The 26,072-nt window shown below is 59.9% G+C and carries 9 protein-coding genes and 1 tRNA gene; 8 read left to right on the top strand and 2 right to left on the bottom strand.

Features of this window, described 5'->3' with window-relative positions; genetic code table 11:
- The first annotated feature begins 3 nt into the window (after positions 1-3).
- Positions 4-1,962 carry a cyclic di-GMP receptor LapD gene (lapD, locus tag ACHPFG_RS02445; protein WP_431701526.1) on the top strand — a complete coding sequence of 653 codons (1,959 nt, stop codon included), beginning with the start codon at positions 4-6 and terminating at the stop codon, positions 1,960-1,962.
- Between the two features lie 44 nt (positions 1,963-2,006).
- Here the strand turns inward: lapD and ACHPFG_RS02440 are convergent, their stop codons facing one another.
- Both ACHPFG_RS02440 and ACHPFG_RS02435 read right to left on the bottom strand, forming a co-directional pair.
- Positions 2,007-2,345: a hypothetical protein gene (locus ACHPFG_RS02440; protein ID WP_017849960.1), complete on the bottom strand. Its 339-nt coding sequence runs from the start codon at positions 2,343-2,345 to the stop codon at positions 2,007-2,009.
- Positions 2,346-2,468: 123 nt separating this feature from the next.
- Complete coding sequence (locus tag ACHPFG_RS02435) at positions 2,469-16,919, bottom strand: retention module-containing protein (RefSeq protein WP_431701525.1); 14,451 nt, start codon at positions 16,917-16,919, stop codon at positions 2,469-2,471.
- A gap of 347 nt (positions 16,920-17,266) precedes the next feature.
- Here ACHPFG_RS02435 and ACHPFG_RS02430 point away from each other — a divergent pair, with 347 nt between their 5' ends.
- From ACHPFG_RS02430 to ACHPFG_RS02400, 7 genes are all read left to right on the top strand, one after another.
- Entirely contained in the window at positions 17,267-18,619 is a 1,353-nt protein-coding gene (locus tag ACHPFG_RS02430) for a TolC family outer membrane protein (protein WP_431701524.1), read from the top strand.
- A 46-nt stretch (positions 18,620-18,665) separates the two neighbouring features.
- Entirely contained in the window at positions 18,666-20,819 is a 2,154-nt protein-coding gene (locus ACHPFG_RS02425; protein ID WP_431701523.1) for a type I secretion system permease/ATPase, read from the top strand.
- The gene (locus tag ACHPFG_RS02420) at positions 20,809-22,185 is read left to right on the top strand and encodes an HlyD family type I secretion periplasmic adaptor subunit (protein WP_431701522.1); all 1,377 of its coding nucleotides are present in this window, start codon (positions 20,809-20,811) and stop codon (positions 22,183-22,185) included. Before ACHPFG_RS02425 ends, ACHPFG_RS02420 begins: the two co-directional genes overlap by 11 nt.
- 121 nt (positions 22,186-22,306) lie before the next feature.
- A tRNA-Thr gene (locus ACHPFG_RS02415) sits at positions 22,307-22,382 on the top strand.
- 164 nt (positions 22,383-22,546) lie between these two features.
- Positions 22,547-23,875, top strand: a complete 1,329-nt coding sequence (locus ACHPFG_RS02410) for a tyrosine-type recombinase/integrase (protein ID WP_431701521.1) — start codon at positions 22,547-22,549, stop codon at positions 23,873-23,875.
- A 903-nt stretch (positions 23,876-24,778) separates the two neighbouring features.
- A complete protein-coding gene (locus tag ACHPFG_RS02405; RefSeq protein ID WP_431701520.1) occupies positions 24,779-25,759 on the top strand; it encodes an integrase domain-containing protein in 981 nt (326 codons plus the stop codon).
- Positions 25,756-26,031: a hypothetical protein gene (locus tag ACHPFG_RS02400; protein WP_221733175.1), complete on the top strand. Its 276-nt coding sequence runs from the start codon at positions 25,756-25,758 to the stop codon at positions 26,029-26,031. Before ACHPFG_RS02405 ends, ACHPFG_RS02400 begins: the two co-directional genes overlap by 4 nt.
- Positions 26,032-26,072: the final 41 nt, after the last annotated feature.

Here is a 26,072-nt window from a genome sequence, read left to right as displayed (position 1 = left end):
ACGATGTCACTGTTCAAACAATTGCTGATCGCTATCTGCGTGTTCCTGGTGGTCGCGTTCAGCGGTAGCTTCATCGTCAGCCTGGAGAGTTCGCGTACCCAGTACGTCAACCAACTGCGCTCCCACGCCCAGGATGCGGCCACTGCGCTGGCACTGTCACTGACGCCGAACATCGACGACCCGGCGATGACCGAACTGATGGTCAGCTCGATCTTCGACAGTGGCTACTACGCGAGCATCCGCGTGATAGACCTGAGCAATAACCAAGTGCTGGTGGAACGTGCCGCCGAGCCGGACGCCAGCAGCGTGCCAGCCTGGTTCGTGAAGATGATCGGCCTGGCGCCGGCCGGCGGCGATGCCATCGTCAGCCGTGGCTGGCAGCAGGCGGCACGGGTTGAAGTGGTCAGTCACCCGATGTTTGCCCTGGCAAAACTCTGGCAAAGCGCGCTGGGCAGCCTGGGCTGGCTGCTGATCTGCGGTGCTGTGAGTGCGGTGCTCGGCGCGCTGTTGCTGCGCCGCCAGCTGAAGCCGTTGGACTATATGGTGGAGCAATCCCACGCCATTGCGCGTCGCGAATTCCTCAGCTTGCCCGATCTGCCCCGCACCCCCGAATTGCGCCGTGTCGTGCAGGCCATGAACCAGATGGTGGAGAAGCTCAAGGCGTTGTTCCACGAGCAGACCGAACGCAGCGAGAAGCTGCGAGTGGAGTCCTACCAGGACAGCCTGACCGGGCTGGCCAACCGGCGTTATTTCGAAATGCAGCTCAACTCGCGGGTCAGCAACCTGGAGGAAGCCAGTTCAGGCTACCTGCTGATCTTGCGGGTCAACGACCTGGGCGGTCTCAACCAGCGCCTGGGCGGGCAACGCACCGACCAACTGCTGCAAGCCGTCAGCCAGCAACTGGTGCGTACCTGTGCCAAGTACCCGGAAACCCATAACCTGATCACCCGCAGCCGTGGCGGCGAGTTCGCGGTGCTTGCCCCCGGCCTGGTGCGTCACGAAGCGGTGCAACTGGCCCAGGCGCTGGAAATCATCCTGCAGAGCCTGCACGAAACCGGCGCCACGGACATGTCGATCGTGGCCTACATCGGGCTTGCACCCTACAAACCCGGCGATGCCTCGGCAGACCTGCTGATGCTGGCCGACCAGGCCCTGGCCCAGGCTGAAGCCGGTGGCGGCCAAACCTGGGTATGCCTGGAGCACCAGACCCCGGGCACCGTCAGCGACGACCCGCACAGCTGGCACACCCTGCTCGACGATGCCCTGAACCAGGGGCGCTTCCGCTTGTTTTTTCAACCGGTGGTCAGTAGCCGCGATACCCGTCAGGTGCTGCACTACAAGGTGCTCTCACGCCTACTCGACAACCAGGACCAGACCATTGCGGCGGGGCACTTCCTGCCCTGGCTGGAGCGCTTCGGCTGGACGGCACGGCTTGACCAACTGATGCTCGACCTGGTGATCAAACACCTGGCAGAGCACAACCAATCGGTGGCATTGAACCTCTCGGCGGCGACCCTGAATGACCCGCAAGCCCTGGAGCGGATGTTCGAGCGATTGGCGCAACATCCCGCACTCGGCGCGCGCCTGACGCTGGAGATCGGCGAAGAGCAAGTGCCCGAGCAACTCCAATTGGAGCGTCTCACCCGGCGCATGCGTAGCCTGGGATACAGCCTTGGCCTGCAACGTTTCGGCGGGCGTTTCAGCATGATCGGCAACTTGGCGAAACTGGGCCTGGCGTACCTCAAAATCGACGGCAGCTATATCCGAGCCATTGATCAGGAAAGCCACAAGCGCTTTTTTATCGAGGCGATCCAGCGTGCCGCCCACAGCATTGACTTGCCGTTGATTGCCGAGCGCGTGGAAACCGAAGGTGAGTTACGCGTGATTCGCGAGATGGGTATTGAAGGGGTGCAAGGCCAACTGGTCGGTGAGCCCTCACCGTGGAAGTGGAGCGACGAATAATCATGCCTCCTTGACGCTCATGCCGTTAAGGAGGTGCGCTCGCCTCAGATCAAACCGCTTTCATCGTCATTGATCAGCTCACTCAACCCGCCCAGCGCCGTCCGTGCTTGGGTACGCTCCATCACCTTGACCTGCGCGGCGGGCGGCAAGTCCGTGATGCGGATCACGCCCTTGGCCGTCAGCACCTGAATCAAGTCATCGAGCACCCGAATCATCTCGGAGTCGCTCTGTTGGAGCTGTTTGAGGCTGTTGTCGATCACATCCGTGGCAAACCACGCCTGAATGTCCTGATGATCCGCCGGTAGAGTCCCGGTGGATTCGGCGAAAGCCTGCGCCTCGACGCGGACCAAAGCGTTGTATTGATCGCGTTGCACGTAGAACATCAGCGTTCTCCCAATAAAAAATCCCTGCAGGCGCCGCACCTGGCTCCCACAGAGATTACACACATTTTCCCAAAGCTGGTGCCCGTGGAGCACCAATCCCGAAAGATTGGCGCTCCAGGGTGATCAGTCGTGATGCTTGACTGTCAGGTCACCACCGGCGATCAGGTTGTTGATCGCGGCACTGCCATTGCCCCAGTTAACGCCATCGACCTTGATCGTGACATCGGCCGTGCCACCCGCCGTGAACGAACCGGTGCTGCTGACACTCAGCGTCGAGCCTGACGAGTCGGTGGTCAACTTCAGGTAGCTGGACAGGTTGGCGTCGTTACTGCCTTGCAGCAAATCGGACAGGTCCAACTTATCGCCTTCGCCGTGCTTGAAGTCGGTGATGGTATCGACGCCAGTCCCGGTGTTGGTATCCCCTTTGAGCCACACGAAGGTATCCGCCCCCGCGCCGCCGGTAAGGGTGTCGTTGCCCTTGCCGCCTACCAGGATGTCGTTACCCGCACCGCCGGAGAGCACATCGTTACCGCCTTGGCCGAACAGAATGTCGTCGCCGACGTTGCCGATCAGTTTGTCAGCACCATCGCTAGTACCGTAGATGTTCGACGCGCTGGCCAATGCGCCGACATCGGCGACGTGCTCGCTGATGAACTGGTGCAAGGTGCGGTCGTCGATGTGGTCGACGGTTGTGGACAGTTTGTCGGCCGCGAACGCCTTGAGTGCAGCACTGCCTTCAAGGTTGTTGTAGCTGATCAGGTCGCCGAACAGGATGTCGTTACCCGAACCACCGGTGAGGGTGTCGGCGCCGGTATCGGCCGCGTGGCCGGTGATGGCATCCGCCAGCTTCGCAGTGTCGATCGTGGCGACGCTATGATCGGTATCAAACTGCCTGAGCACAGTGCTATCAATGTTCGAGCCCAAACCGATGGCCTCGACGACAACCTTGCCTGGAACCGCGTTGACCAGATCGGAGTAGGCCGACTGGGCGTTGCTCATGGCGGTGCTGGAGTTGTTATAGACCGACGCGACGTCAAAACCGCCGCTGCTGTTGGCCACCACGGTGCCTTCGAGGTTTTTATTACCCCAACCATCGTAGGAATAGACCTTGCCGTCGCCATCGACAATCACCTGCGTCCTGCCGTTGATTGTCGTTGTGACCGAGTTGGTCTGACCCAAGACGTAATTGGCGCTATTGACGATGCTATCAAAGTAAACATTCGAGCCGAACCAACTGGTCGAGCCCAGGAGAGGGTTACCCTGAATGGCGGTGTACATGTTCGGCTCACCGTCGGTAATGAAGTACGTCAGGTTTTTCGCACCCACGTTGCTCGTAGCTTCGTCGCCTTTGAACCAGTTGGTGGCGGCGTTGAACGCATCCTGATAGTTGGTCATGTCGCTCGACTTTGACGTCATCTGAGTCAACACAGCCTGCAAGGCAGCTTTAGCGGCATCCTTATCGGCAAGGTTGACCGAGACCTGCGCTTCGACCCGAGTATCGAAGTCGACCAACAGTACCTTCACAACACCCGAGTCGCTTTTACCGGCATTGCTGATCAAGGTATCGAACACGGTCTCAAGCTGCGCCTTGATCGACTTCATCGCACTGGTGCCGATACTGCCCGAGGTATCGACGATGAAGGCAATGTTGTAGTTGCTGCCCGCATTGACGATACCGCCTTTGTCGCCGACCACCACGTTGTTGGCCGAGGTGCTGCTCAGGTCGATGACATCAGCAGCACCGCCGCCTTCAGTCACCACATAAGCCTGTGGCGCAACGGTAATGGTGCTGGTCGCCACCGACGAACTCAGGCTGTCAGAACCTTCGTTGTCCTTCACCGAGATCTCGACGGTGCGATCACCCGTAGTCGGATACTTGCTGGTGCTGGAGTACTGGAACGACTCAAGCAGCGACTTGTAGGTGGCCGAGTCAGCCGCACCCGACAGGGTCAGGACGATTTTGCCACTGACGTCAGTACCGACGCTGGTCAGGGTGACGCCTTTGTAAGTACCGCCCACTGTCACCAGGTTCGAGCTGAGTTGGTCGCCCGCGCTGGCGTTTTTCAAGGTGATGGTCGCGCTTTGCATCTGGGTGCTGTCGACGTCACCAATGGCTACTTTGCCAGTGATCGCTACGCCACCGGTACCGCGCTCGGTGTAGGCCGCGCTGTAGCCGGTGAGGACGGAGCCGTCTGCGGTGCTCAGGTCCAGGGTCGGTGCGTCGTTGACCGAGGTCACGGTGATGGTGCCGTTAGCCGGGGCCGAGGTCAGCGGATTGCTGCCGTTAGCGTTGCCGCTGTCGGTCGCGGTGTAGGTGAAGTTCGCCGTGCCGTTGAAGTTCGCGTTCGGCTTGAAGTACACGGTGGCTTCGCCGTTGACCGCGTTAATAGCGCCGGTCACCGCTTTGGTCATCGCTGCGTCGGTGTAGAAGGTGCCATTGGTTGGCGTGCCGACAGTGAAGGACTTCACGTTCGCCAGGCCATCCACGTCGGTCGCGCTCAACTTGACTGCGATACCTACGCTTGGGTCTTCAGCACCGGTCGCGGTAGTCGCCGCTGCAACCGGCGCGTCGTTGACCGGAGTCACGGTGATGGTGCCGTTGGCCGCTGGCGAGGTCAGTACGCTGGTACCGTCAGCGTTGCCGCTGTCGGTCGCGGTGTAGGTGAAGTTCGCCGTGCCGTTGAAGTTCGCGTTTGGCTTGAAGTACACGGTGGCTTCGCCGTTGACCGCGTTAATGGCGCCGGTCACCGCTTTGGTCATGGCCGCGTCGGTGTAGAAGGTGCCATTGGTTGGCGTGCCGACAGTGAAGGACTTCACGTTCGCCAGGCCATCCACGTCGGTCGCGCTCAGCTTGACCGCGATACCTACACTTGGGTCTTCAGCACCGGTCGCGGTAGTCGCCGCTGCAACCGGCGCGTCGTTGACCGGAGTCACGGTGATGGTGCCGTTGGCCGCTGGCGAGGTCAGTACGTTGGTACCGTCAGCGTTGCCGCTGTCGGTCGCGGTGTAGGTAAAGTTCGCCGTGCCGTTGAAGTTCGCGTTCGGCTTGAAGTACACGGTGGCTTCGCCGTTGACCGCGTTAATAGCGCCGGTCACCGCTTTGGTCATCGCTGCGTCGGTGTAGAAGGTGCCATTGGTTGGCGTGCCGACAGTGAAGGACTTCACGTTCGCCAGGCCATCCACGTCGGTCGCGCTCAACTTGACTGCGATACCTACGCTTGGGTCTTCAGCACCGGTCGCGGTAGTCGCCGCTGCAACCGGCGCGTCGTTGACCGGAGTCACGGTGATGGTGCCGTTGGCCGCTGGCGAGGTCAGTACGCTGGTACCGTCAGCGTTGCCGCTGTCGGTCGCGGTGTAGGTGAAGTTCGCCGTGCCGTTGAAGTTCGCGTTTGGCTTGAAGTACACGGTGGCTTCGCCGTTGACCGCGTTAATGGCGCCGGTCACCGCTTTGGTCATGGCCGCGTCGGTGTAGAAGGTGCCATTGGTTGGCGTGCCGACAGTGAAGGACTTCACGTTCGCCAGGCCATCCACGTCGGTCGCGCTCAGCTTGACCGCGATACCTACACTTGGGTCTTCAGCACCGGTCGCGGTAGTCGCCGCTGCAACCGGCGCGTCGTTGACCGGAGTCACGGTGATGGTGCCGTTGGCCGCTGGCGAGGTCAGTACGTTGGTACCGTCAGCGTTGCCGCTGTCGGTCGCGGTGTAGGTAAAGTTCGCCGTGCCGTTGAAGTTCGCGTTTGGCTTGAAGTACACGGTGGCTTCGCCGTTGACCGCGTTAATAGCGCCGGTCACCGGTTTAGTCATGACCGCATCGGTATAGAAGGTGCCATTGGTCGACGTGCCGACGTTGAACGACTTGACGTTGGCCAGACCATCGACATCGGTGGCGGACAGCTTGACCGCGATCCCGACACTTGGGTCTTCAGCACCGCTCGCCGTGGTGGCGATCGCCACTGGCGCATCGTTGACCGCAGTGACCACGACGCTCACCTTGCCAGTCGTGACTTCTTCAACCTGCGTGCTCAACTCTTTGGCTGTTGCCGTCACAGTCAGATCGAAATTGGCCGTCGCATCCTTGGCCGGAGTGACGGTCAAGGTAGCCAGGTTCCAATTGCTGACATCGTACTGGGTGGTCGCGCCCGTCGAGGTATAGCTGTGGCCCGTGGCGCCGTCGGTAATTACAGCGCCTTCAGGCAGGCCGCTGATTTCTACCTTGTGCGATTCCGACTGGTCATTGTCGACAAACGTGGTCGTGATCGGGCTGATCTTGATCGCGCTGTCTTCCAGGCCGTGGTTGTAAACGTAGCCGGTGTAATAGCCTTCTCCGTTGACCACGTGAGCGTCGTCAAAGACCGCCCCGGCGGCTTTCAACGCGTCCAGGCTGGTATAGGTCTGCACGCCGCTGCTGCCCAACGCCATCGACGGGCCGTTGTTGATCGAGACATTGACGTCGTAGTTGCCCGGGCCGGCCTGGTTGTAGTGATAGATGTCGAGGGTGTAATAACCCGACTCTGTCGGCGTAAACGGGGTTGCGTTGATCCCGCTGCCCTGGCTCCAGGTCTCGGTCGACACCAACTTGCCGCCGACGGTAACCGCCATGCTGTCATCGGCGCTGCCGGTGAAGCTGTAGCTCTTGCCGGCTTCCAGGTAAATCAGGCCAGAGACTTTGGTCGCAGTGTGCTCCACCACATTACCGTTACTCACGTTTGCGGTCACACCCGTGGAGGCTGCGCTGCCAGGGGTTTGGGCGTTGATGACCCGGATCAAATCGCTGGACTGAACAACACCATTACCGTTCGTACCCAATGCACCAGGCAGGTTCCCGCCGGTCCAGGTTTGAATGGTCAAGCCGGTTGGCACGTCACCGAACGAGCCGACCGTCACGACAGGAACGTCCGTCACTGGGTGGATATCCACGGTGATGGTTTGAGTGTCGCTGTTGAGCTGGCCGTCGGTAGCCTGGAACTTCAGCTCGGTGTAATCACCCTGCTTGTTACCGACGCCGGTGTTGCCGAAGCTGCTATCACCCGACTCGTTGGCTGCTGGGCTGTAACGCACATTGTGATTGTCGAAGTCGGCCTGGCTGAAGGCCTTGCCCGGCGACGTATCGGTTTTCAGATCAGCTGCGTTGAGCTGGACCCAAACACCGTCGACTTTGTACTCAATGGCACCGCTGGGCAGGCTGGTGAAGACGACTTTCAGGTCCGTGGAATCCACATCATTGACCCCGAACGTCGACCATTTCAGCTCGACTGAAGTGTCTTCGCTGCTTTCTATGTGGCCATTGCTCGCAGTCGGCGCATCGTTGACCGCAGTCACGTTGATGGTGCCGTTGGCTGGAGCCGAGGTCAGCGGGCTGCTGCCGTCAGCGTTACCGCCGTCGGTCGCGGTGTAAGTGAAGTTCGCCGTGCCGTTGAAGTCCGCGTTTGGCTTGAAGTAAACCGTGGCTTCGCCGTTGACTGCGTCAATCGAGCCGGTCACCGGTTTGGTCATGGCCGCGTCGGTGTAGAACGTGCCATTGGTTGGCGTGCCGACGGTGAACGATTTCACGTCCGTCGGGCTGTCTACGTCGGTGGCGGACAGCTTGACCGCGATGCCTACGCTTGGGTCTTCAGCACCCGTCGCAGCAGTGGCATCAGCCACCGGCGCGTCGTTGACCGCAGTCACGGTGATGGTGCCATTGGCTGGCGCCGAAGTCAGCGGGCCGCCGTCGGTGGCGGTGTAGGTGAAGTCCGCGGTGCCGTGGAAGTTTTCGTTCGGTTTGAAGTAAACAGTCGCTTCGCCGTTGACCGCGTCAATGGAACCGGTCACCGGTTTGGTCATCGCCGCGTCGGTGTAGAAGGTGCCGTTGGTAGGCGTGCCGACAGTGAAGGATTTCACGTCCGTCGGACTGTCTACGTCGGTCGCGGACAGTTTGACCGCGATGCCTACGCTTGGGTCTTCAGCACCGGTCGCAGCAGTGGCATCAGCCACCGGCGCGTCGTTGACCGCAGTCACGGTGATGGTGCCATTGGCTGGCGCCGAAGTCAGCGGGCCGCCGTCGGTGGCGGTGTAGGTGAAGTCCGCGGTGCCGTGGAAGTTTTCGTTCGGTTTGAAGTAAACAGTCGCTTCGCCGTTGACCGCATCAATGGAACCGGTCACCGGTTTGGTCATGGCCGCGTCGGTGTAGAAGGTGCCGTTGGTAGGCGTGCCGACAGTGAAGGATTTCACGTCCGTCGGACTGTCTACGTCGGTGGCGGACAGTTTGACCGCGATGCCTACGCTTGGGTCTTCAGCACCCGTCGCAGTAGTAGCTTCAGCCACCGGCGCATCGTTGACCGCAGTCACGGTGATGGTGCCGTTGGCTGGCGCCGAGGTCAGCGGGTTGGTGCCGTCAGCGTTGCCGCCGTCGGTCGCGGTGTAGGTGAAGTCCGCGGTGCCGTGGAAGTTTTCGTTCGGTTTGAAGTAAACAGTCGCTTCGCCGTTGACTGCGTCAATGGAACCGGTCACCGGTTTGGTCATCGCCGCATCGGTGTAGAAGGTGCCATTGGTTGGCGTGCCGACAGTGAACGATTTAACGTCCGTCGGACTGTCTACGTCGGTCGCGGACAGTTTGACCGCGATGCCTACGCTTGGGTCTTCAGCACCGGTCGCAGCAGTTTCCGCAGCCACCGGCGCGTCGTTGACCGCAGTCACGGTGATGGTGCCATTGGCTGGCGCCGAAGTCAGCGGGCCGCCGTCGGTGGCGGTGTAGGTGAAGTCCGCGGTGCCGTGGAAGTTTTCGTTCGGTTTGAAGTAAACAGTCGCTTCGCCGTTGACCGCATCAATGGAACCGGTCACCGGTTTGGTCATGGCCGCGTCGGTGTAGAAGGTGCCGTTGGTAGGCGTGCCGACGGTGAACGATTTCACGTCCGTCGGACTATCCACGTCGGTGGCGGACAGCTTGACCGCGATGCCTACGCTTGGGTCTTCAGCACCGGTCGCAGCAGTGGCATCAGCCACCGGCGCGTCGTTGACCGCAGTCACGGTGATGGTGCCGTTGGCTGGCGCCGAGGTCAGCGGGTTGGTGCCGTCAGCGTTGCCGCCGTCGGTCGCGGTGTAGGTGAAGTCCGCGGTGCCGTGGAAGTTTTCGTTCGGTTTGAAGTAAACCGTGGCTTCGCCGTTGACCGCGTCAATGGAACCGGTCACCGGTTTGGTCATCGCCGCATCGGTGTAGAAGGTGCCATTGGTTGGCGTGCCGACGGTGAACGATTTAACGTCCGTCGGACTGTCTACGTCGGTGGCGGACAGTTTGACCGCGATGCCTACGCTTGGGTCTTCAGCACCCGTCGCAGCAGTGGCATCAGCCACCGGCGCGTCGTTGACCGCAGTCACGGTGATGGTGCCATTGGCTGGCGCCGAAGTCAGCGGGCCGCCGTCGGTGGCGGTGTAGGTGAAGTTCGCCGTGCCGTTGAAGTCCGCGTTTGGCTTGAAGTAAACCGTGGCTTCGCCGTTGACCGCATCAATGGAACCGGTCACCGGTTTGGTCATGGCCGCGTCGGTGTAGAAGGTGCCGTTGGTAGGCGTGCCGACGGTGAACGATTTCACGTCCGTCGGACTATCCACGTCGGTGGCGGACAGCTTGACCGCGATGCCTACGCTTGGGTCTTCAGCACCGGTCGCAGCAGTGGCATCAGCCACCGGCGCGTCGTTGACCGCAGTCACGGTGATGGTGCCGTTGGCTGGCGCCGAAGTCAGCGGGTTGCTGCCGTCAGCGTTGCCGCTGTCGGTCGCGGTGTAGGTGAAGTCCGCGGTGCCGTGGAAGTTCGCATTTGGCTTGAAGTACACCGTGGCTTCGCCATTGGTGGCATCAATAGCGCCCGTCACTGGCTTGGTCATGGCCGCGTCGGTGTAGAACGTGCCGTTGGTCGACGTGCCGACGGTGAACGATTTCACGTTCTCCACGCCATCGATATCAGTAGCCGAAAGTTTGACCTCAATGCCCTGGGCCGGATCTTCGGAACCGGTCGCGGTAGTGGCCATGGCTTCCGGTGCATCATTCACTGCAATCACATTGATCGGCAGAGTGATCGACTCGAATTTCGGATCAGCGGTGCCGTCCTGCGCAGTCGCAGTGACAGTCAGGTTCACCAGGCCGTTGGCGTTTTCCGCCGGGGTGAAGACCAGGGTGGCCTTGTTCCAGTCGCTGATGTCGACGCTTTGATTGCCAGCTGTCGCTGTGAAGGTGTGACCCGGCGTGCCATCGGTGATGGTCGCGTTGAGCGGGACGCCACTGATTTCCAGCTTGAGCGTCTCGGAGCCATCCTTGTCGGTGGCGTAGGCGTCGATGGTCGACAGCTTGATCGCATGGTCTTCCAGGCCGGTGTTCAGCACCTGGGTGACGTTGATGTTATCCAGCACGCCGCCCAACGAGTTGTTTGTCTCGCCAGCCGGGGCTTTGAATTCGAGCTTGGCATCGCCGTCAGCGGTGACCGGCACGACGAAGGTGTAAGTCTTCATGCCAACGGTGGTGGTGTCCAGGGTGCCGACTTTGACGCCGCCCCAGAATACGTCGATCACCGAGTTGTTCTCGGCACCCGCACGCGGCGAGTAGTCGACCGAGATGGTGTACGCCGTGCCAGCTTCCGCCTTGATGATGGTGTACAGGCTGGAGTCGTCGCCGGCGTTTTTCTCAAGCTCGATGACCTGGCTGTTGCCTGGGGTCTCTACGCCGTAGATGCTGCTTTGGCCGATTTCGACTTGGCCGTCGGCATTCCCCGTGAGCCACGGAGTGCTCGGGGTGCCATTGACGACCGGGTTGTTAGCATTACCTACCGCGACGTCGCCCCACGAACCATTGAGATTGGCGCCGTCGAAGTTGATCGAGGTCACCACGCCACCGCCAAGCAGGCCCAAGTGCGGGGTGTCGGTAACCGGCGCGATCGTGATGTCGGCTGTGGTTACGGTGCTCGATTTACCGCCGTTGTCGACCGCAGTAAAGGTCAGCTCGGTTTTGCCGCTCCAGTCGCCGGTCGGGGCGAAGTAAACCGCCGCCTTGCCGTCGGCACCCGCTGGCACCGAGTCGCCGACCTTGAGTTCAGTTTGCAGCGTAGCGTCGCTGTACAGCTTGCCGTTCTCCGGCAAGGTAGTAATGACAAAGCTGGAGACGGTACCGTCCACGTCCTTGCCGTCCAGCACAATCTTGGCCGTATGGTCTTCATCGGCGGTGGTGTTGTCGGCCGATGCAATCGGCGCGTCGTTGAAAAGGTCGATAGTGACCTTGCCGGTGGCGCTGCCGGTTTCCGGTGGTTCGCGATCCAGGTTGCCGCCGCCGACGTCAGTCACATCGATGGTGACGGTACGATCAGTGCCGACAGGATTGTCGCCCGGGCTCTGGAAGGTGATGGCTTCAACCACCTTGACGAAGTCGGCGGCGCTGCTGCCGGTCGCCGAGTCGCTGGTGAGGGTGTAGACGATTTTCCCGTCGGCGGCGCTGCCGCTCTGGGTGATGGTGATGCCGGCAACGGCCAGGGCCTTGAGCACGTCGGTATTGCTGAGCACATCACCCGAAGCCAGGTTGTCGACGGTGACCACGACTTTGCTGAAGGTGGTGTTGTCGACGTCTTTGATGGTCAGGTTTTCGACCAGCGCGACCGCGTCTTTTTGTTCAGTGAACGTGGTGCTGTCGAACTTGACCTCAGGCGGATCGTTCACCGGAACCACGTTCACCACGGAGGTCACGGGTGCCGAATCCAGCTGACCGTCGTTGACGGTGATGGTCAGGGTGCGATTGGCCGGGTCCGGGTTCTCGCTTTCGCTGGCGAAGTGCACCGAACGCAGGACTTCCTGGTATTCCGCCTTGGTGGCTTCACCAGACAGGGTCAGGATGCCAGTGGCTTTGTCGTAGCTGACTGCAATTTTGGTGTTGCTGACATCTGCGATCAGCACATCGTCTGCCAGGTGGTTGACGAGTGTGACTTTGGCGCTTTGCAGGGTGCTGTTGTCGACGTCGCTGACGGTCAAGGTCGCCGCCACGTAGCCGCCTGGCTTGCCTTCAATGTAGGTGTCGCCGAATGCGTTGGTCGAAGCGTTGCCCAGTACTGGCGCGTCGTTGACCGCAGTCACCGTGATGGTGCCGTTGGCTGGGGTCGAAGTCAGCGGGCTGCCGTTGTCAGTAATACCGCCGTCGGTAGCGGTGTAGGTGAAGTTCGCCGTGCCGTTGAAGTTTTCGTTTGGCTTGAAGTAAACCGTGGCTTCGCCGTTGACCGCATCAATAGCGCCGGTCACCGGTTTGGTCATTGCCGCGTCGGTGTAGAAGGTGCCATTGGTTGGCGTGCCAACGGTGAAGGATTTCACGTCCGCCACACCATCTACGTCGGTCGCGCTCAGCTTGACCGCGATACCCTCGCTTGGGTCTTCAGCACCGCTCGCCGTAGTGTCCGCAGCTACCGGCGCGTCGTTGACCGCAGTCACCGTGATGGTGCCGTTGGCTGGGGTCGAAGTCAGCGGGCTGCCGTTGTCAGTAATACCGCCGTCGGTGGCGGTGTAGGTGAAGTTCGCGGTGCCGTTGAAGTTTTCGTTTGGCTTGAAGTAAACGGTCGCTTCACCATTGACTGCGTCAATAGCGCCGGTCACCGGTTTGGTCATTGCCGCGTCGGTGTAGAAGGTGCCATTGGTTGGCGTGCCAACGGTGAACGATTTCACGTCCGCCACGCCATCTACGTCGGTCGCGCTCAGCTTGACCGCGATACCCTCGCTTGGGTCTTCAGCACCGCTCGCCGTAGTGTCCGCAGCCACCGGCGCATCGTTGACCGCGGTCACGGTGATGATGCCGTTGGCTGGGGTCGAAGTCAGCGGGCTGCCGTTGTCAGTAATACCGCCGTCGGTGGCGGTGTAGGTGAAGTTCGCCGTGCCGTTGAAGTTTTCGTTTGGCTTGAAGTAAACCGTGGCTTCGCCGTTGACCGCATCAATAGCGCCGGTCACCGGTTTGGTCATTGCCGCGTCGGTGTAGAAGGTGCCATTGGTTGGCGTGCCAACGGTGAAGGATTTCACGTCCGCCACGCCATCCACGTCGGTCGCGCTCAGCTTGACCGCGATGCCTACGCTTGGATCTTCAGCACCGCTCGCCGTAGTGTCCGCAGCTACCGGCGCATCGTTGACCGCAGTCACGTTGATGGTGCCGTTGGCGGGAGCCGAAGTCAGCGGGCTGCCGTTGCCAGTAATACCGCCGTCGGTCGCGGTGTAGGTAAAGTTCGCGGTGCCGTTGAAGTTTTCGTTTGGCTTGAAGTAAACGGTCGCTTCACCATTGACTGCGTCAATAGCGCCGGTCACCGGTTTGGTCATTGCCGCGTCGGTGTAGAAGGTGCCATTGGTTGGCGTGCCAACGGTGAACGATTTCACGTCCGCCACGCCATCCACGTCGGTCGCGCTCAGCTTGACCGCGATACCCTCGCTTGGGTCTTCAGCACCGCTCGCCGTAGTGTCCGCAGCCACCGGCGCATCGTTGACCGCAGTCACCGTGATGGTGCCGTTGGCTGGGGTCGAAGTCAGCGGGCTGCCGTTGTCAGTAATACCGCCGTCGGTGGCGGTGTAGGTGAAGTTCGCGGTGCCGTTGAAGTTTTCGTTTGGCTTGAAGTAAACGGTCGCTTCACCATTGACTGCGTCAATAGCGCCGGTCACCGGTTTGGTCATTGCCGCGTCGGTGTAGAAGGTGCCATTGGTTGGCGTGCCAACGGTGAACGATTTCACGTCCGCCACGCCATCCACGTCGGTCGCGCTCAGCTTGACCGCGATGCCTACGCTTGGATCTTCAGCACCGGTCGCACTAGTGGCATCAGCTACCGGTGCATCGTTGACCGCAGTCACGTTGATGGTGCCGTTGGCTGGAGCCGAAGTCAGCGGGCCGCCGTCGGTGGCGGTGTAGGTGAAGTTCGCGGTGCCGTTGAAGTTTTCGTTCGGCTTGAAGTAAACGGTCGCTTCGCCGTTGACCGCATCAATGGAACCGGTCACCGGTTTGGTCATCGCCGCATCGGTGTAGAACGTGCCGTTGGTAGGCGTGCCGACGGTGAACGATTTCACGTCCGCCAGGCCATCTACGTCGGTCGCGCTCAGCTTGACCGCGATGCCTACGCTTGGATCTTCAGCACCGGTCGCACTAGTGGCATCAGCTACCGGTGCATCGTTGACCGCAGTCACGTTGATGGTGCCGTTGGCTGGAGCCGAAGTCAGCGGGCCGCCGTCGGTGGCGGTGTAGGTGAAGTTCGCGGTGCCGTTGAAGTTTTCGTTCGGCTTGAAGTAAACGGTCGCTTCGCCGTTGACCGCATCAATGGAACCGGTCACCGGTTTGGTCATCGCCGCATCGGTGTAGAACGTGCCGTTGGTAGGCGTGCCGACGGTGAACGATTTCACGTCCGCCAGGCCATCTACGTCGGTGGCAGACAGCTTGACCGCGATGCCTACGCTTGGGTCTTCAGCACCGGTCGCGGTAGTGGCATCAGCCACCGGCGCATCGTTGACCGCGGTCACGGTGATGGTACCGTTGGCTGGGGTCGAAGTCAGCGGGTTGCTGCCGTCAGCGTTGCCGCTGTCGGTCGCGGTGTAGGTGAAGTTCGCAGTGCCGTTGAAGTTTTCGTTTGGCTTGAAGTAAACCGTGGCTTCGCCGTTGACCGCATCAATAGCGCCGGTCACCGGTTTGGTCATGGCCGCGTCGGTGTAGAAGGTGCCATTGGTTGGCGTGCCGACGGTGAACGATTTCACGTTCTCCACGCCATCGATATCAGTAGCCGAAAGTTTGACTTCAATGCCCTGGGCCGGATCTTCGGAACCGGTCGCAGTAGTGGCGATAGCTTCTGGCGCGTCGTTGACCGGAGTCACGGTGATGGTGCCGTTGGCAGGCGCAGAAGTCAGCGGATTGCTGCCGTCAGCATTACCGCTGTCGGTCGCGGTGTAGGTGAAGTCCGCAGTGCCGTTGAAGTTCGCATTTGGCTTGAAGTACACCGTGGCTTCGCCATTGGTGGCATCAATAGCGCCCGTCACTGGCTTGGTCATGGCCGCGTCGGTGTAGAACGTGCCGTTGGTCGGCGTGCCGACGGTGAACGATTTCACGTTCGCCAGGCCATCCACGTCGGTCGCACTCAGTTTGACCGCAATGCCCTGGGCCGAATCTTCAGCCCCGCCAGCTTCAACGACCTCTGCCACCGGCGCGTCGTTAACCGGCGTCACCGTCACGTCCAGCGTGCTGCTCGAACCGGTATTGGTGGTGTAGCCGATCTGTGGCGCTTCACCGTTGAAATCCTTGGCCGGGTTAAACGCATACGCGCCATCCGCACCGATGGTGATGGAGCCGACACCTTCGATAAAGGCGACTTTGCCTGCGGCATACGTGTTGCCGTCGACGGTAAACGTCGCGACGGTCAGCACGTTGTCGATGTCGCTGTCATTGCTCAGCACGTTGCCAGTGGCAGCCTGATCCTCGACAACGGTGTTGGTGTCCGCGACCAGCACGCTCGGATCGTCGACAGCGACCACTGTGGTCGTGGCGGCTTCCGGGTTGATCGCCAGGTTTTCGTAGTTACCGCCGCTCGCACCGGTGATGGTGGCGCTGACGGTCAGGTCTTTGCCGTCGGCCAGGTTTGCCGGCGTATCGACGCTGACGGTGCCCGTGGTTTTACCGGCTTCGATGGTGATAGTGGTGTTGTTGGACAGCGTGATGGTGACGTCGGTCTGCGCGGCGTTGTTCACGGTCGCGGTATAGACGATCTGGCCACCCTCATCGACCGACGCGTTCGCGCTCAGCGTGACGGTGGTGGTGTCGATGGTGTCATTGATCTGCGTAACCGCCGGCGCCGGGTCCGTGGTAATGATCAGGTTGCCGCCGCCGGACGTACCGGCGATGGTGGCGGATATCGACGAGGCATCCAGGTAAGGCGTGTCATTGCCCGCGAACGTGACGTTCAGTGCGCCCGAGGTCTGGCCGGCGAGGATCACGACGGACAGGCCGTTGGACAAGGTGACGGTCAGGTCACTGGTCGGCGCCTGGGTGATGAACGCGGTGTAAACCACGACGCCACCGGCTTCGGTGATGCTCGGCGTGGCGGTCAGGGTGATGGTGACGTTGAGTGGGTCGACGCCATTATTGGTAGCGGCGGTGAACTGATTGGCCGCGGCATCGCCGGCATTCAAGCCGTTCGTCGGGTAACCGATAGTAGGGTCAACCGTGCCTGCGGTGGCTTCCAGCACGACAAAGCTGTGGCCGCCGCCCGCAACGCCGTCTGCGCCGGTGGCAGTCTGGCCAGCAGCGGTGGCTTCGAGGTCTTGGGTCGGGTCGGCACCGGCAGCGATGGCTTGCTGCAGCTCGGCAACGGAGGGTGCCGCCTGGGCAGTGGCAGCGCTCAGGTCGGTCACCGAGTCAGGCGCGTTCGCGCTCCACTGGCTGTCGCGACCCAGGTCCAGGGTGCGGCCATCGGCAAGCTCCAGCGACACGGAGCCGCCAGGACCGGTTTCCACTAATTCCCCAGTGAACAAGCGATCCCCTTCTACCAGCAGGCGACGAATCCCTTCCGGGGATACCGCAAACACTTGACCGACAATGCTTTTGACGACCGCAACGCTGCTCATAAAAGACTCTCCGTGTATTACCGTTCAGGGGTATCCATCATGGAGACCGGCTTTTCTCTCTCGTGCCGATTCAATAGTTGGAGTACGTTAATCCCATGTAAAAAAATTTGGCGTCAATAATTTGTTATTTCGATCAGCAAATTACTTTTCCGTCAAGGTATTGACCTATTTGAAGCCATCCTAAACAATCTGCCCGGTAATGTCACATTGATATTTAAACGGCATCGCGACTTTCTGTTTGCACCGTCCAGCTCCAATGACAAGCAGTGATTTCGGTTGCCACTCCAATGCACTATTCCAAGTTTGTTGCGGTTTTTCAGGCAACCAATCCCCAGGGAAGAATCACAATGCGTTTGCACTTATTCAAAGCTTTGCCTTTTGCTCTAGCCGCCAGTTTCGTACAGGCTCAAACCCTGACAGAGGCGATGCAGAAAGCGGTGGAAGTTCATCCGGAGATCCAATCGGGTGTCAATGCACGCATTGCTGCTGACTACCAAGTCGACGCAGCCAAAGGCGGCTACCTGCCTAAAGTCGACTTGCTGGGCGGTTATGGCCGTGAACGCTCGGATAACACCTCGACCCGCGCAGCCAGCAACAGCCACGAATGGAAGACCTTGAACCGCGGCGAATCAACCATTCGCCTGCAGCAAAACCTGTTCCAAGGTTTTGGCACCCAAAATGAAATAGGCCGCCAACAAGCTACCGCCAATTCCCGTGGCTATGCACTGCTCAACACTACCGAGCGCACCGCCCTGACGGTCGCCCAGGTTTATCTGGATGTCTTGACCCGTCGCGAGATGGTGCAATTGGCAGAAGACAACCTGAAAAGCCACGAACGTATTTTTGACCAGATCAAATTGCGCACCAGCCGTGGCGTCGGAAGAATGGCGGACATGGACCAGGCCGAAGCCCGTCTGGCTCAAGCTCAAAACAACTTGATCACCGAACAGACCAACCTGGCTGACGCGAACACCAACTACTTGAGCGTGGTCGGCCAAGAGCCCGACCAACTGGAGAAGCCATCGGGTGTTGTGACCTTGCTGCCGGCCAGCCTGGATGAAGCGCGTCGCCAGATGATTGCGGACAGCCCGGTATTGCGCTCTGCCGAGTCGGATATCAGCGCCGCTGAAAAGCAGTACGAATCCGCTAAGTCGACCTTCTACCCGCGCTTTGATGCGGTACTGCAACGCTCGGCTAACAACAACATTGGCGGCGAAGAAGGCCATGACAATGGCTATTCCGCCATGCTGAACATGCAGTTCAACTTGTTCAACGGCGGCAGCGACAAGGCCAACCTGCAGTCCAAGGCCTCCCAGGCCACCCAGGCGCTGGATATCCGCAACAACGCCCTGCGTCAGCTGAACGAAGAGCTGGGCCTGGCGTGGAACGCCTACAATAACGCGACCCAGCAGGTGCCGATCGCGCAGCAATACGTGGACCGCAGCAATAAAGTGCGCACCTCGTACCAGCAGCAGTTCAGCCTCGGTGAGCGTACACTGCTCGACTTGCTCGACAGCGAGAATGAACTGTTCACCGCTCAGCAGCGCCTGGCGCAGATCAAAAGCCTGCAGCTATATACGCAGTATCGAATCAAGGCTGATATGGGCCAACTGCTGAAAAGTCAGGGCGTGGTTGCTCCGCTGGCATCGGTTGTGCAAAACGATATTAAACCGTCGGTAAACCTGCCAGGGATGAACTGATTCTTGACGGAGTTGGACCACTCAACTGCATTAAGTGAGAGTCAGCTTGGATTCTGAAATAGGTGTGGCGCAACTCAACCATGACCCGCGCAGTCAGCATGACGACCCCCTGCTGGATGGGTTGTTGACACTCTGCTCACTGCATTACAAACCCGCCAGCCGCGCGATGCTGACCACTGGGCTGCCACTGGCGGCCCAGCGTTTGAGCCCCGAGTTGCTGCCGCGCGCAGCCGCTCGGGCGGGTTTGCAGGGACGGTTGTTGCAACGCAAGCTGGAACAGATTCCGACCATCGCGCTACCCGCCATGCTGCTGCTCAAGGAAGGGCGCAGCGCGGTGCTGTTGGGATGGGAAGGTGACACGGCGCGCCTGCTGCTCAGCGAAAGCGACGGCGGCGAAGTACACCTCACCCGTGAAGTATTGAGTCAAGATTACAGTGGTCGGGTATTTTTCGCCCAACCGCAGCACAAATTTGACATCACCAGCGGCACGCTGATCCCGCGTGCACGCTCGTGGTTTCGAGACACCCTCAAGCGCTCGCGCTGGCTCTACGCCGACGCGATCGCCGCGAGCCTGGTGATCAACCTGATCGCCCTGGCCGCACCGCTGTTTGTGATGAACGTGTACGACCGCGTAGTCCCCAACCAGGCCACCTCGACCCTGTGGGTGCTGGCTATTGGTATTTGCGGCGCCTACCTGTTCGACCTGCTGCTCAAGAGCCTGCGCAGTTTATGCCTGGACCTGGCGGGCAAAAAAACCGACCTGATCATTTCCGCGACGCTGTTCGAGCGCATCGTGGGCATGGCGATGAAAGTACGCCCGGCACGGGTCGGCAGCTTTGCGCAGAACATCCATGAATTCCAGGGGATGCGCGATTTCCTCACATCGCTGACCCTCGCGAGCCTGATCGACCTGCCCTTTACCCTGATCATCCTGGTGGTGATCGCCATGCTCGGCGGCCACCTGGTGTGGATCCCGATCATCGCCTTCCCGCTGGCCCTGGGTATCGGCCACATGCTGCAAAAACCGCTGACTGCGACACTGGAGCGCACCATGGCCCTGGGCGCCGAGCGCCAGTCGAGCCTGATCGAAACCCTCGCCGGGCTCGATGCGGTCAAGGTCAATAACGCAGAAAGCGAACGCCAGTATCAATGGGAGCAGACCATTGGCACCCTCAGCCGCCTGGAACTGCGGGTCAAAGTGTTGTCCGGCCTGGCCATGAACATCACCTTGCTGATCCAGCAAGTGGCTGGCGTGGCGATGATCATTTTCGGCGTGTACCAAATCATTGATGGCGTCCTCAGCATGGGCGGCCTCGTCGCCTGCTACATGCTCAGCGGCCGCGCACTGGGCCCGCTGGCCCAGCTGTCGGGCCTGCTGACGCGTTACCAGCAAGCCAAGGTGACGATGGTGTCGGTCGACCAGATGATGGAGTTGCCGCAAGAACGCAACTACGACGAACGCCCGCTCAGCCGCAAGGCACTGCAAGGTGCGATGACGTTCCGCGAAGTCGACTTCACCTACCCGAACCAACAAAACCTGGCGCTGCGCGGCATCAACCTGAATGTGAAGCCGGGCGAGAAAATCGGCATCATCGGACGCAGCGGCTCGGGTAAAAGCTCCCTGGCCAAACTGCTGGTCGGTCTTTACCAGCCGGATTCGGGCTCGTTGCTGGTCGATGGCGTGGACATTCGCCAGATCGATGTCAGCGAATTGCGTCATAACATCGGCTATGTGGCCCAGGACATCCAACTGCTGGCCGGCACCTTGCGCGACAACCTCGTCTCGGGCGCGCGCTACGTGGATGATGAAATGGTGCTACAGGCCTCAGAACTTGCCGGCGTGCATGAATTTGCCAGGCTGCATCCGCAAGGTTACGAACTGCAAGTGGGCGAACGCGGGCAAAACCTCTCCGGCGGCCAGCGACAAAACGTCGCCCTTGCCCGCGCATTGCTGTTGAACCCACCGATCCTGCTGCTGGACGAACCGACCAGCGCCATGGACAACACCGGCGAAGAGCGCCTGAAACAGCGCTTGCAGTCGGTCATCGAGAACAAGACGGTGATTCTGGTTACCCACCGCGCCTCACTGCTGAGCCTGGTGGATCGCCTGCTGGTGATCGACCGTGGCCAGATACTCGCAGACGGTCCAAAAGCGGCCGTTATGGAAGCGCTGAAAAAGGGGCAAATCAGTGTCGCTTAATTCCGGCTCACGCCGTTTGAAAGACGTCATCTTCGGCTATTTCAGGGGCACCGACTCGCTCGAAGACCAGCCCTTGCCCGAAGTCGAAAAAGCCCTGGTCGACGACGCCCCGCGCATCGTGCGCCTGACCATTTGGGGCGTGATCGGCTTCTTCGTGTTCCTGCTGCTGTGGGCACACTTTGCGATCATCGATGAAGTGACCAAAGGCGAAGGCAAGGCGATCCCCTCCTCGCGCATCCAGAAGATCCAAAACCTGGAAGGCGGCATCGTCGCCCAGATCTACGTTCACGAAGGGCAGATCGTCGAGGCCGGTGCGCCGCTGGTACGCCTGGACGACACACGCTTTGCCTCCAACGTCGGCGAAACCGAAGCCGACCGCGTGGCCATGGAGCTGCGTGTTGAGCGCCTCAGCGCCGAGATCGAGAATCGCCCGCTGAACATCACCGAAGACGCACGCAAAGCGGTGCCCAACCAAGCCTCGAACGAAGAGTCGCTTTACCTGAGCCGACGCCAGCAACTGTCCGACGAAATTGGCGGGCTGCAACAACAATTGCTGCAACGTCAGCAGGAGCAGCGTGAGTTCGCCTCCAAGCAGGAACAATACCGCAACAGCCTGAACCTGCTGCGCCAAGAGATCGGCATGTCCGAACCGCTTGTAAAACAAGGCGCGATCTCGCCGGTAGAAGTGCTGCGCCTCAAGCGCTCCGAAGTGGAAACCCGCGGCATGCTCGACGGCACCACCCTGGCCATCCCCCGCGCCCAGGCCGCCATAAACGAAGTGCAGCGCAAAATCGACGAGACCCGCGGCAAGTTTCGCAGCGAAGCCCTGGCTCAACTGAACGAAGCCCGCACCAACCTGAGCAAGGCCGAGGCCACGTCCAAAGGCCTGGAAGACCGCGTCAGCCGCACCATGGTCACCTCGCCCCTGCGTGGCATCGTCAAGCAAATGCTGGTCAACACCGTGGGCGGCGTCATCCAGCCCGGCAGCGACATCGCCGAAGTCGTACCGCTGGACGACACCTTGCTGGTAGAAGCCAAAATCCGCCCGCAAGACATCGCCTTCCTCCACCCCGGCCAGGAAGCGATGATCAAATTCACCGCCTACGACTACACCATCTACGGCGGCCTCAAAGGCAAACTCGAGACAATCGGTGCCGACACCGTGATGGACGAAGAGAAGAAAAACACCTTCTACGTCATCAAACTGCGCACCGACCGCAGCCACCTGGGCACCGATGAGAAGCCGCTGCTGATCATCCCGGGCATGGTTGCCTCCGTAGACATCATCACGGGTAAGAAGAGCATCCTGAGCTACCTGCTCAAGCCGATCATCAAATCCCGTGCAGAGGCGATGCACGAGCGTTGATTTTTTGCTGATGGGACGGAGAAATACGGGGAGATTTGCGAAAACTTGGGTTTTCACAAAAATAGTCAGATTTCAGGGGTTTACAGAACCTTTTCAGTCGCTATAATCGTCGCCCTAACACGCCGGTATAGCTCAGTTGGTAGAGCAACTGACTTGTAATCAGTAGGTCCCGGGTTCGACTCCTGGTGCCGGCACCACATTAGGCTCCATTGCATTCCACCGAATGCTCTGGAAGCCCCGAAAACCCGCCTTTTGGCGGGTTTTTTCGTTCCGGGACCCTCTGTCGGGTTCCAACAAAATCCCCCTTCCCCGAGGGTATGTTAGGGGTACTGCGATTTCCCGGTCAGGAGCGCGTACCCCTATGCCACGTCTAGCGATCCCCCTCAGCGACCTGCAATGCCGCACGGCAAAAACCCGCGAACGCGCCTACAAACTGTTCGACGGCGGCGGCATGTACCTTTTCGTCAAACCCAATGGCGTGAAGACCTGGCGCTTGAAGTACACCAAGCCCAGCGGCAAGGAAGGTACGCTCATCATCGGCAATTACCCCATCGTTACCCTTTCCGTCGCACGACGTAAGCGAGACGAAGCCAAGGCGTTGCTGCTCGACAACCTCGACCCAATGGAAGAAAAGAAGAAGGCCAAGATCGTAGCCCAGCGAGCGGCACTGCTTTTCGAGACCGTTGCTCTGGAGTGGCACGCCGACATGTCCCGTCGCGGGACCGAAGGACACGCCAAAACCGTGATGAGCCGACTGCGTACCCACGTCTTCCCGCTGATCGGCCAACGAGCCATCGCTGAACTCGATACCCATGACCTGCTAGAGATCACCCAGCGCATCAAGGAACGCGGCACCATGGATGTGGCGTTACGGGTACAGAACTACTTATCCACCATCATGCGCGGGGCCAAAAGGGCTCGGCAGATCACCATGAATCCTGCACTGGATCTGGCAGGCTCGATTCACGCGCCGCGCACAATCCATCGCCCGGCCCTCTCCCTCAACCGCCTACCCGAACTGCTACACCGAATCGACAACTACAACGGCCGCGAGCTGACGCGCCTTGCCGTGCTGCTGACTCTGCATGTGTTCGTCCGCTCCAGCGAGTTGCGCTTCGCGCGATGGAGTGAGTTCGACCTCCAACGCGCCATGTGGGAAATCCCCGATACTCGCGCACCGATTGAAGGGGTACGCAACTCCATACGCGGGACCAAGATGAACGGCGACATTCAAATGGTTCCGCTATCGCCGCAGGTCATCGAAATACTGGAGCGCCTGCGCAGCCTCAGTCGCTTTTCAGAGTTAGTGCTACCGGGCGACCACAAGTACTGGAAGCCCATGTCCGAGAACACGGTGAACACCATGCTGCGCAACGTCGGCTATGACACCAGCAAGGACGTGTGCGGCCACGGTTTCAGGACCATGGCCTGTAGCGCCCTACTAGAGTCCGGGTTATGGACCGACGCAGCCATCGAAAGACAAATGAGCCACAAGGAACGCAACCGCGTGCGCGCCGCGTATATCCACAAGGCCGAATTCCTCGAACAGCGCAGGCTGATCATGGCGTGGTGGAGCAACTACATCGACGCCAACCGCCAAGGGCATGTGACACCCCACGAATTCGCTCACCCTGTCGGCGACAACATCACGGCCCTACAAAATAGCCGTGGCGCATCCAAACGTGGGTAAGCCTATGAGATCACCGTTGTCCGCCCTTCCACGCGGGTCCATCCAAGCGGGGCTGCAAAGCCGCCCTGCTTGGATGGACCTCATTTAAAAAATCTAAAGCCCACGCAATTGTCTGTGGAAAACCATAGATTTCCACCGGTGGATAATTTCATCCACAGCCGCAGAATTCCCGAAAATTCGAGCCTTGACCCAAATTATCCACAGGCGTAGAAAAGATCGGGCAAAGCGCTGTCTTTGACAGCAACCCAGGTAGCCAGAACCTTTAAGGCTACGCCACACCGTGGTGGTTCTCCCAAAGTGCGATTAGCGTCCGGCGGCTCGCACGGTCACAGCGATGTGATGGATGCCTACTTTTACCAGTGTGCCCACTGCGGCAACTCATCCCCTTTCATAGCTGCCCTGCAGCAACCTATCCGCTTGGCCATTTCCTTGCGCCAACCTGCGCCCGTCTCTTTCTCCCGGAAAGAGACGGGCGCTCCTACCGCTGCTGCAGCCCAACTCGTACAAGGCTTTTCGGCATTTCCCCTCGTGACAATCGGCGTGACAAACACCGAAGTCACCAGCAACAGCGATGCAGATGATGGTGCCGCAGCCCGAGGAATGGACTGCACCTGACTGACAGTCAGGCATGCCCCGGTCATCGCATCACTGCCTTCACCTGACTCAAGATCTCGCGGCGTCGGTCTCGTCAGCCAGCGCAGCCTCCACCCGCCCACTTCCTCGGAAGTGCTCAGGAGGCCGGATCATGAGATGCCCAAGCTCCCGGTCGTAAAGAGCCGCCAATCCCGCGTTAGTGGACAACCCTCACAGGTCGCAGGGGCCTTGATCCCTGATAACACTCAACATCCTTGGCGGGATGACGTGGGGAAAGTCTCAAGGTTTGGCTTCGAGAGGAGTTTGATCATGGCACTGGTAGGTAGACGGGACGGGCGGAATTTTGGCTATGGTCGGCAACTGAGCTATGCCGGGCCGCAAGCGCTAAAAGATCTGTTTGGCGGCGGGCACTATGGGACCGTTAAAGCGCACAGTGATCGCTGGCAGGCGTTTGTGCGTTGGTGTCGGTCGGAGGATGGACCAGGATTTAACGATGCGCGGCAGATTAATTGGCAGACCTTGCTGGACTACGCCGGACATCTGCGCCAACAAGTTGAACGAGGTGAGCTGGCCATCGCGACTGCGCAAAACCGGTTGTCCAGTGTGAATCGGACCCTGGCCGCGCTTCGCGGTGATCAGTATGTGAAAGTGCCGAGCCCGAGTAGGGCGTTGGGAATGCAGCGCACCAGTGTTCGTCAATCGGTGCCGCAAGGCCAAGACCCCGAACACGTGAAGCAGATCGTCGACGCGCTCTGCGAACACCAAATGTCGCGCCCCGCGGCCATCGTGCAGTTGGCGCGAGCCACTGGCATGCGATTGCGCGAGACCATTTTGGCCAACCTTCCGCGCCTAAAGCGTGAAGCTGAACAATTCGGCAAGATCAATATCCAGGACGGCACCAAAGGTGGCCGCTCAGGTGCCTCGGCACCTCGCTGGATTGCGGTGGATGATCATATTCGCGAAGCGCTGAGGTTTGCGGAACAGGTCTCACTCGACGGTAGCCACAACCTGCTTGCGCCAAACGAAAGCTACTTCGATTTCCAACGGGAAATCGTCCGCGCCGCACGAGACCTCCTCCATAAGCACAACCTCAAAGGCTTTCATGAATTACGGGCGGCCTTTGCATGCGAACGCTATGAGCAAATCACACAGCATCCCGCGCCTATCAACAATGGCCATTGCCACCAACTCGACCGACGCCTCGATCAGAAGGCCCGAGTGCAAATCAGCTATGAACTCGGACACGGCCGTATCGACGTGGTGTCGGCTTACATTGGTGGTCGAGCATGAGCACGGCATTCGATATGGAGCTGTTCCTATCAGGTGTCCTGACCGGGTCGCATACCACACGCCAACGCCACCTTCGTCAGGCAAAGACTATCCAAGCAGCAATCGCTGATCGCTGGCAACGCGACAATCCATGGACTTGGCAGAGAAAACACCTTGCGTGGTTTTTGAATCGCCACCTAAACCAGCACACTGAATCGACGCGCTATTACTATTTGCTGACAATGCATTTACTTACTTATCGCTTAGGAAAACCCTGGCAGTTCAACCGCTAAACGAAGTCAGAAAACGGCCAAAAGCAGCCAGCCAAATACGT

Source organism: Pseudomonas sp. BR20 (assembly GCF_050780135.1).
In the GTDB taxonomy this organism is placed as follows: Bacteria; Pseudomonadota; Gammaproteobacteria; order Pseudomonadales; family Pseudomonadaceae; genus Aquipseudomonas.
The sequence above is the reverse complement of the archived record's forward strand: the minus strand, read 5'-3'. Positions and strand labels throughout refer to the sequence as shown.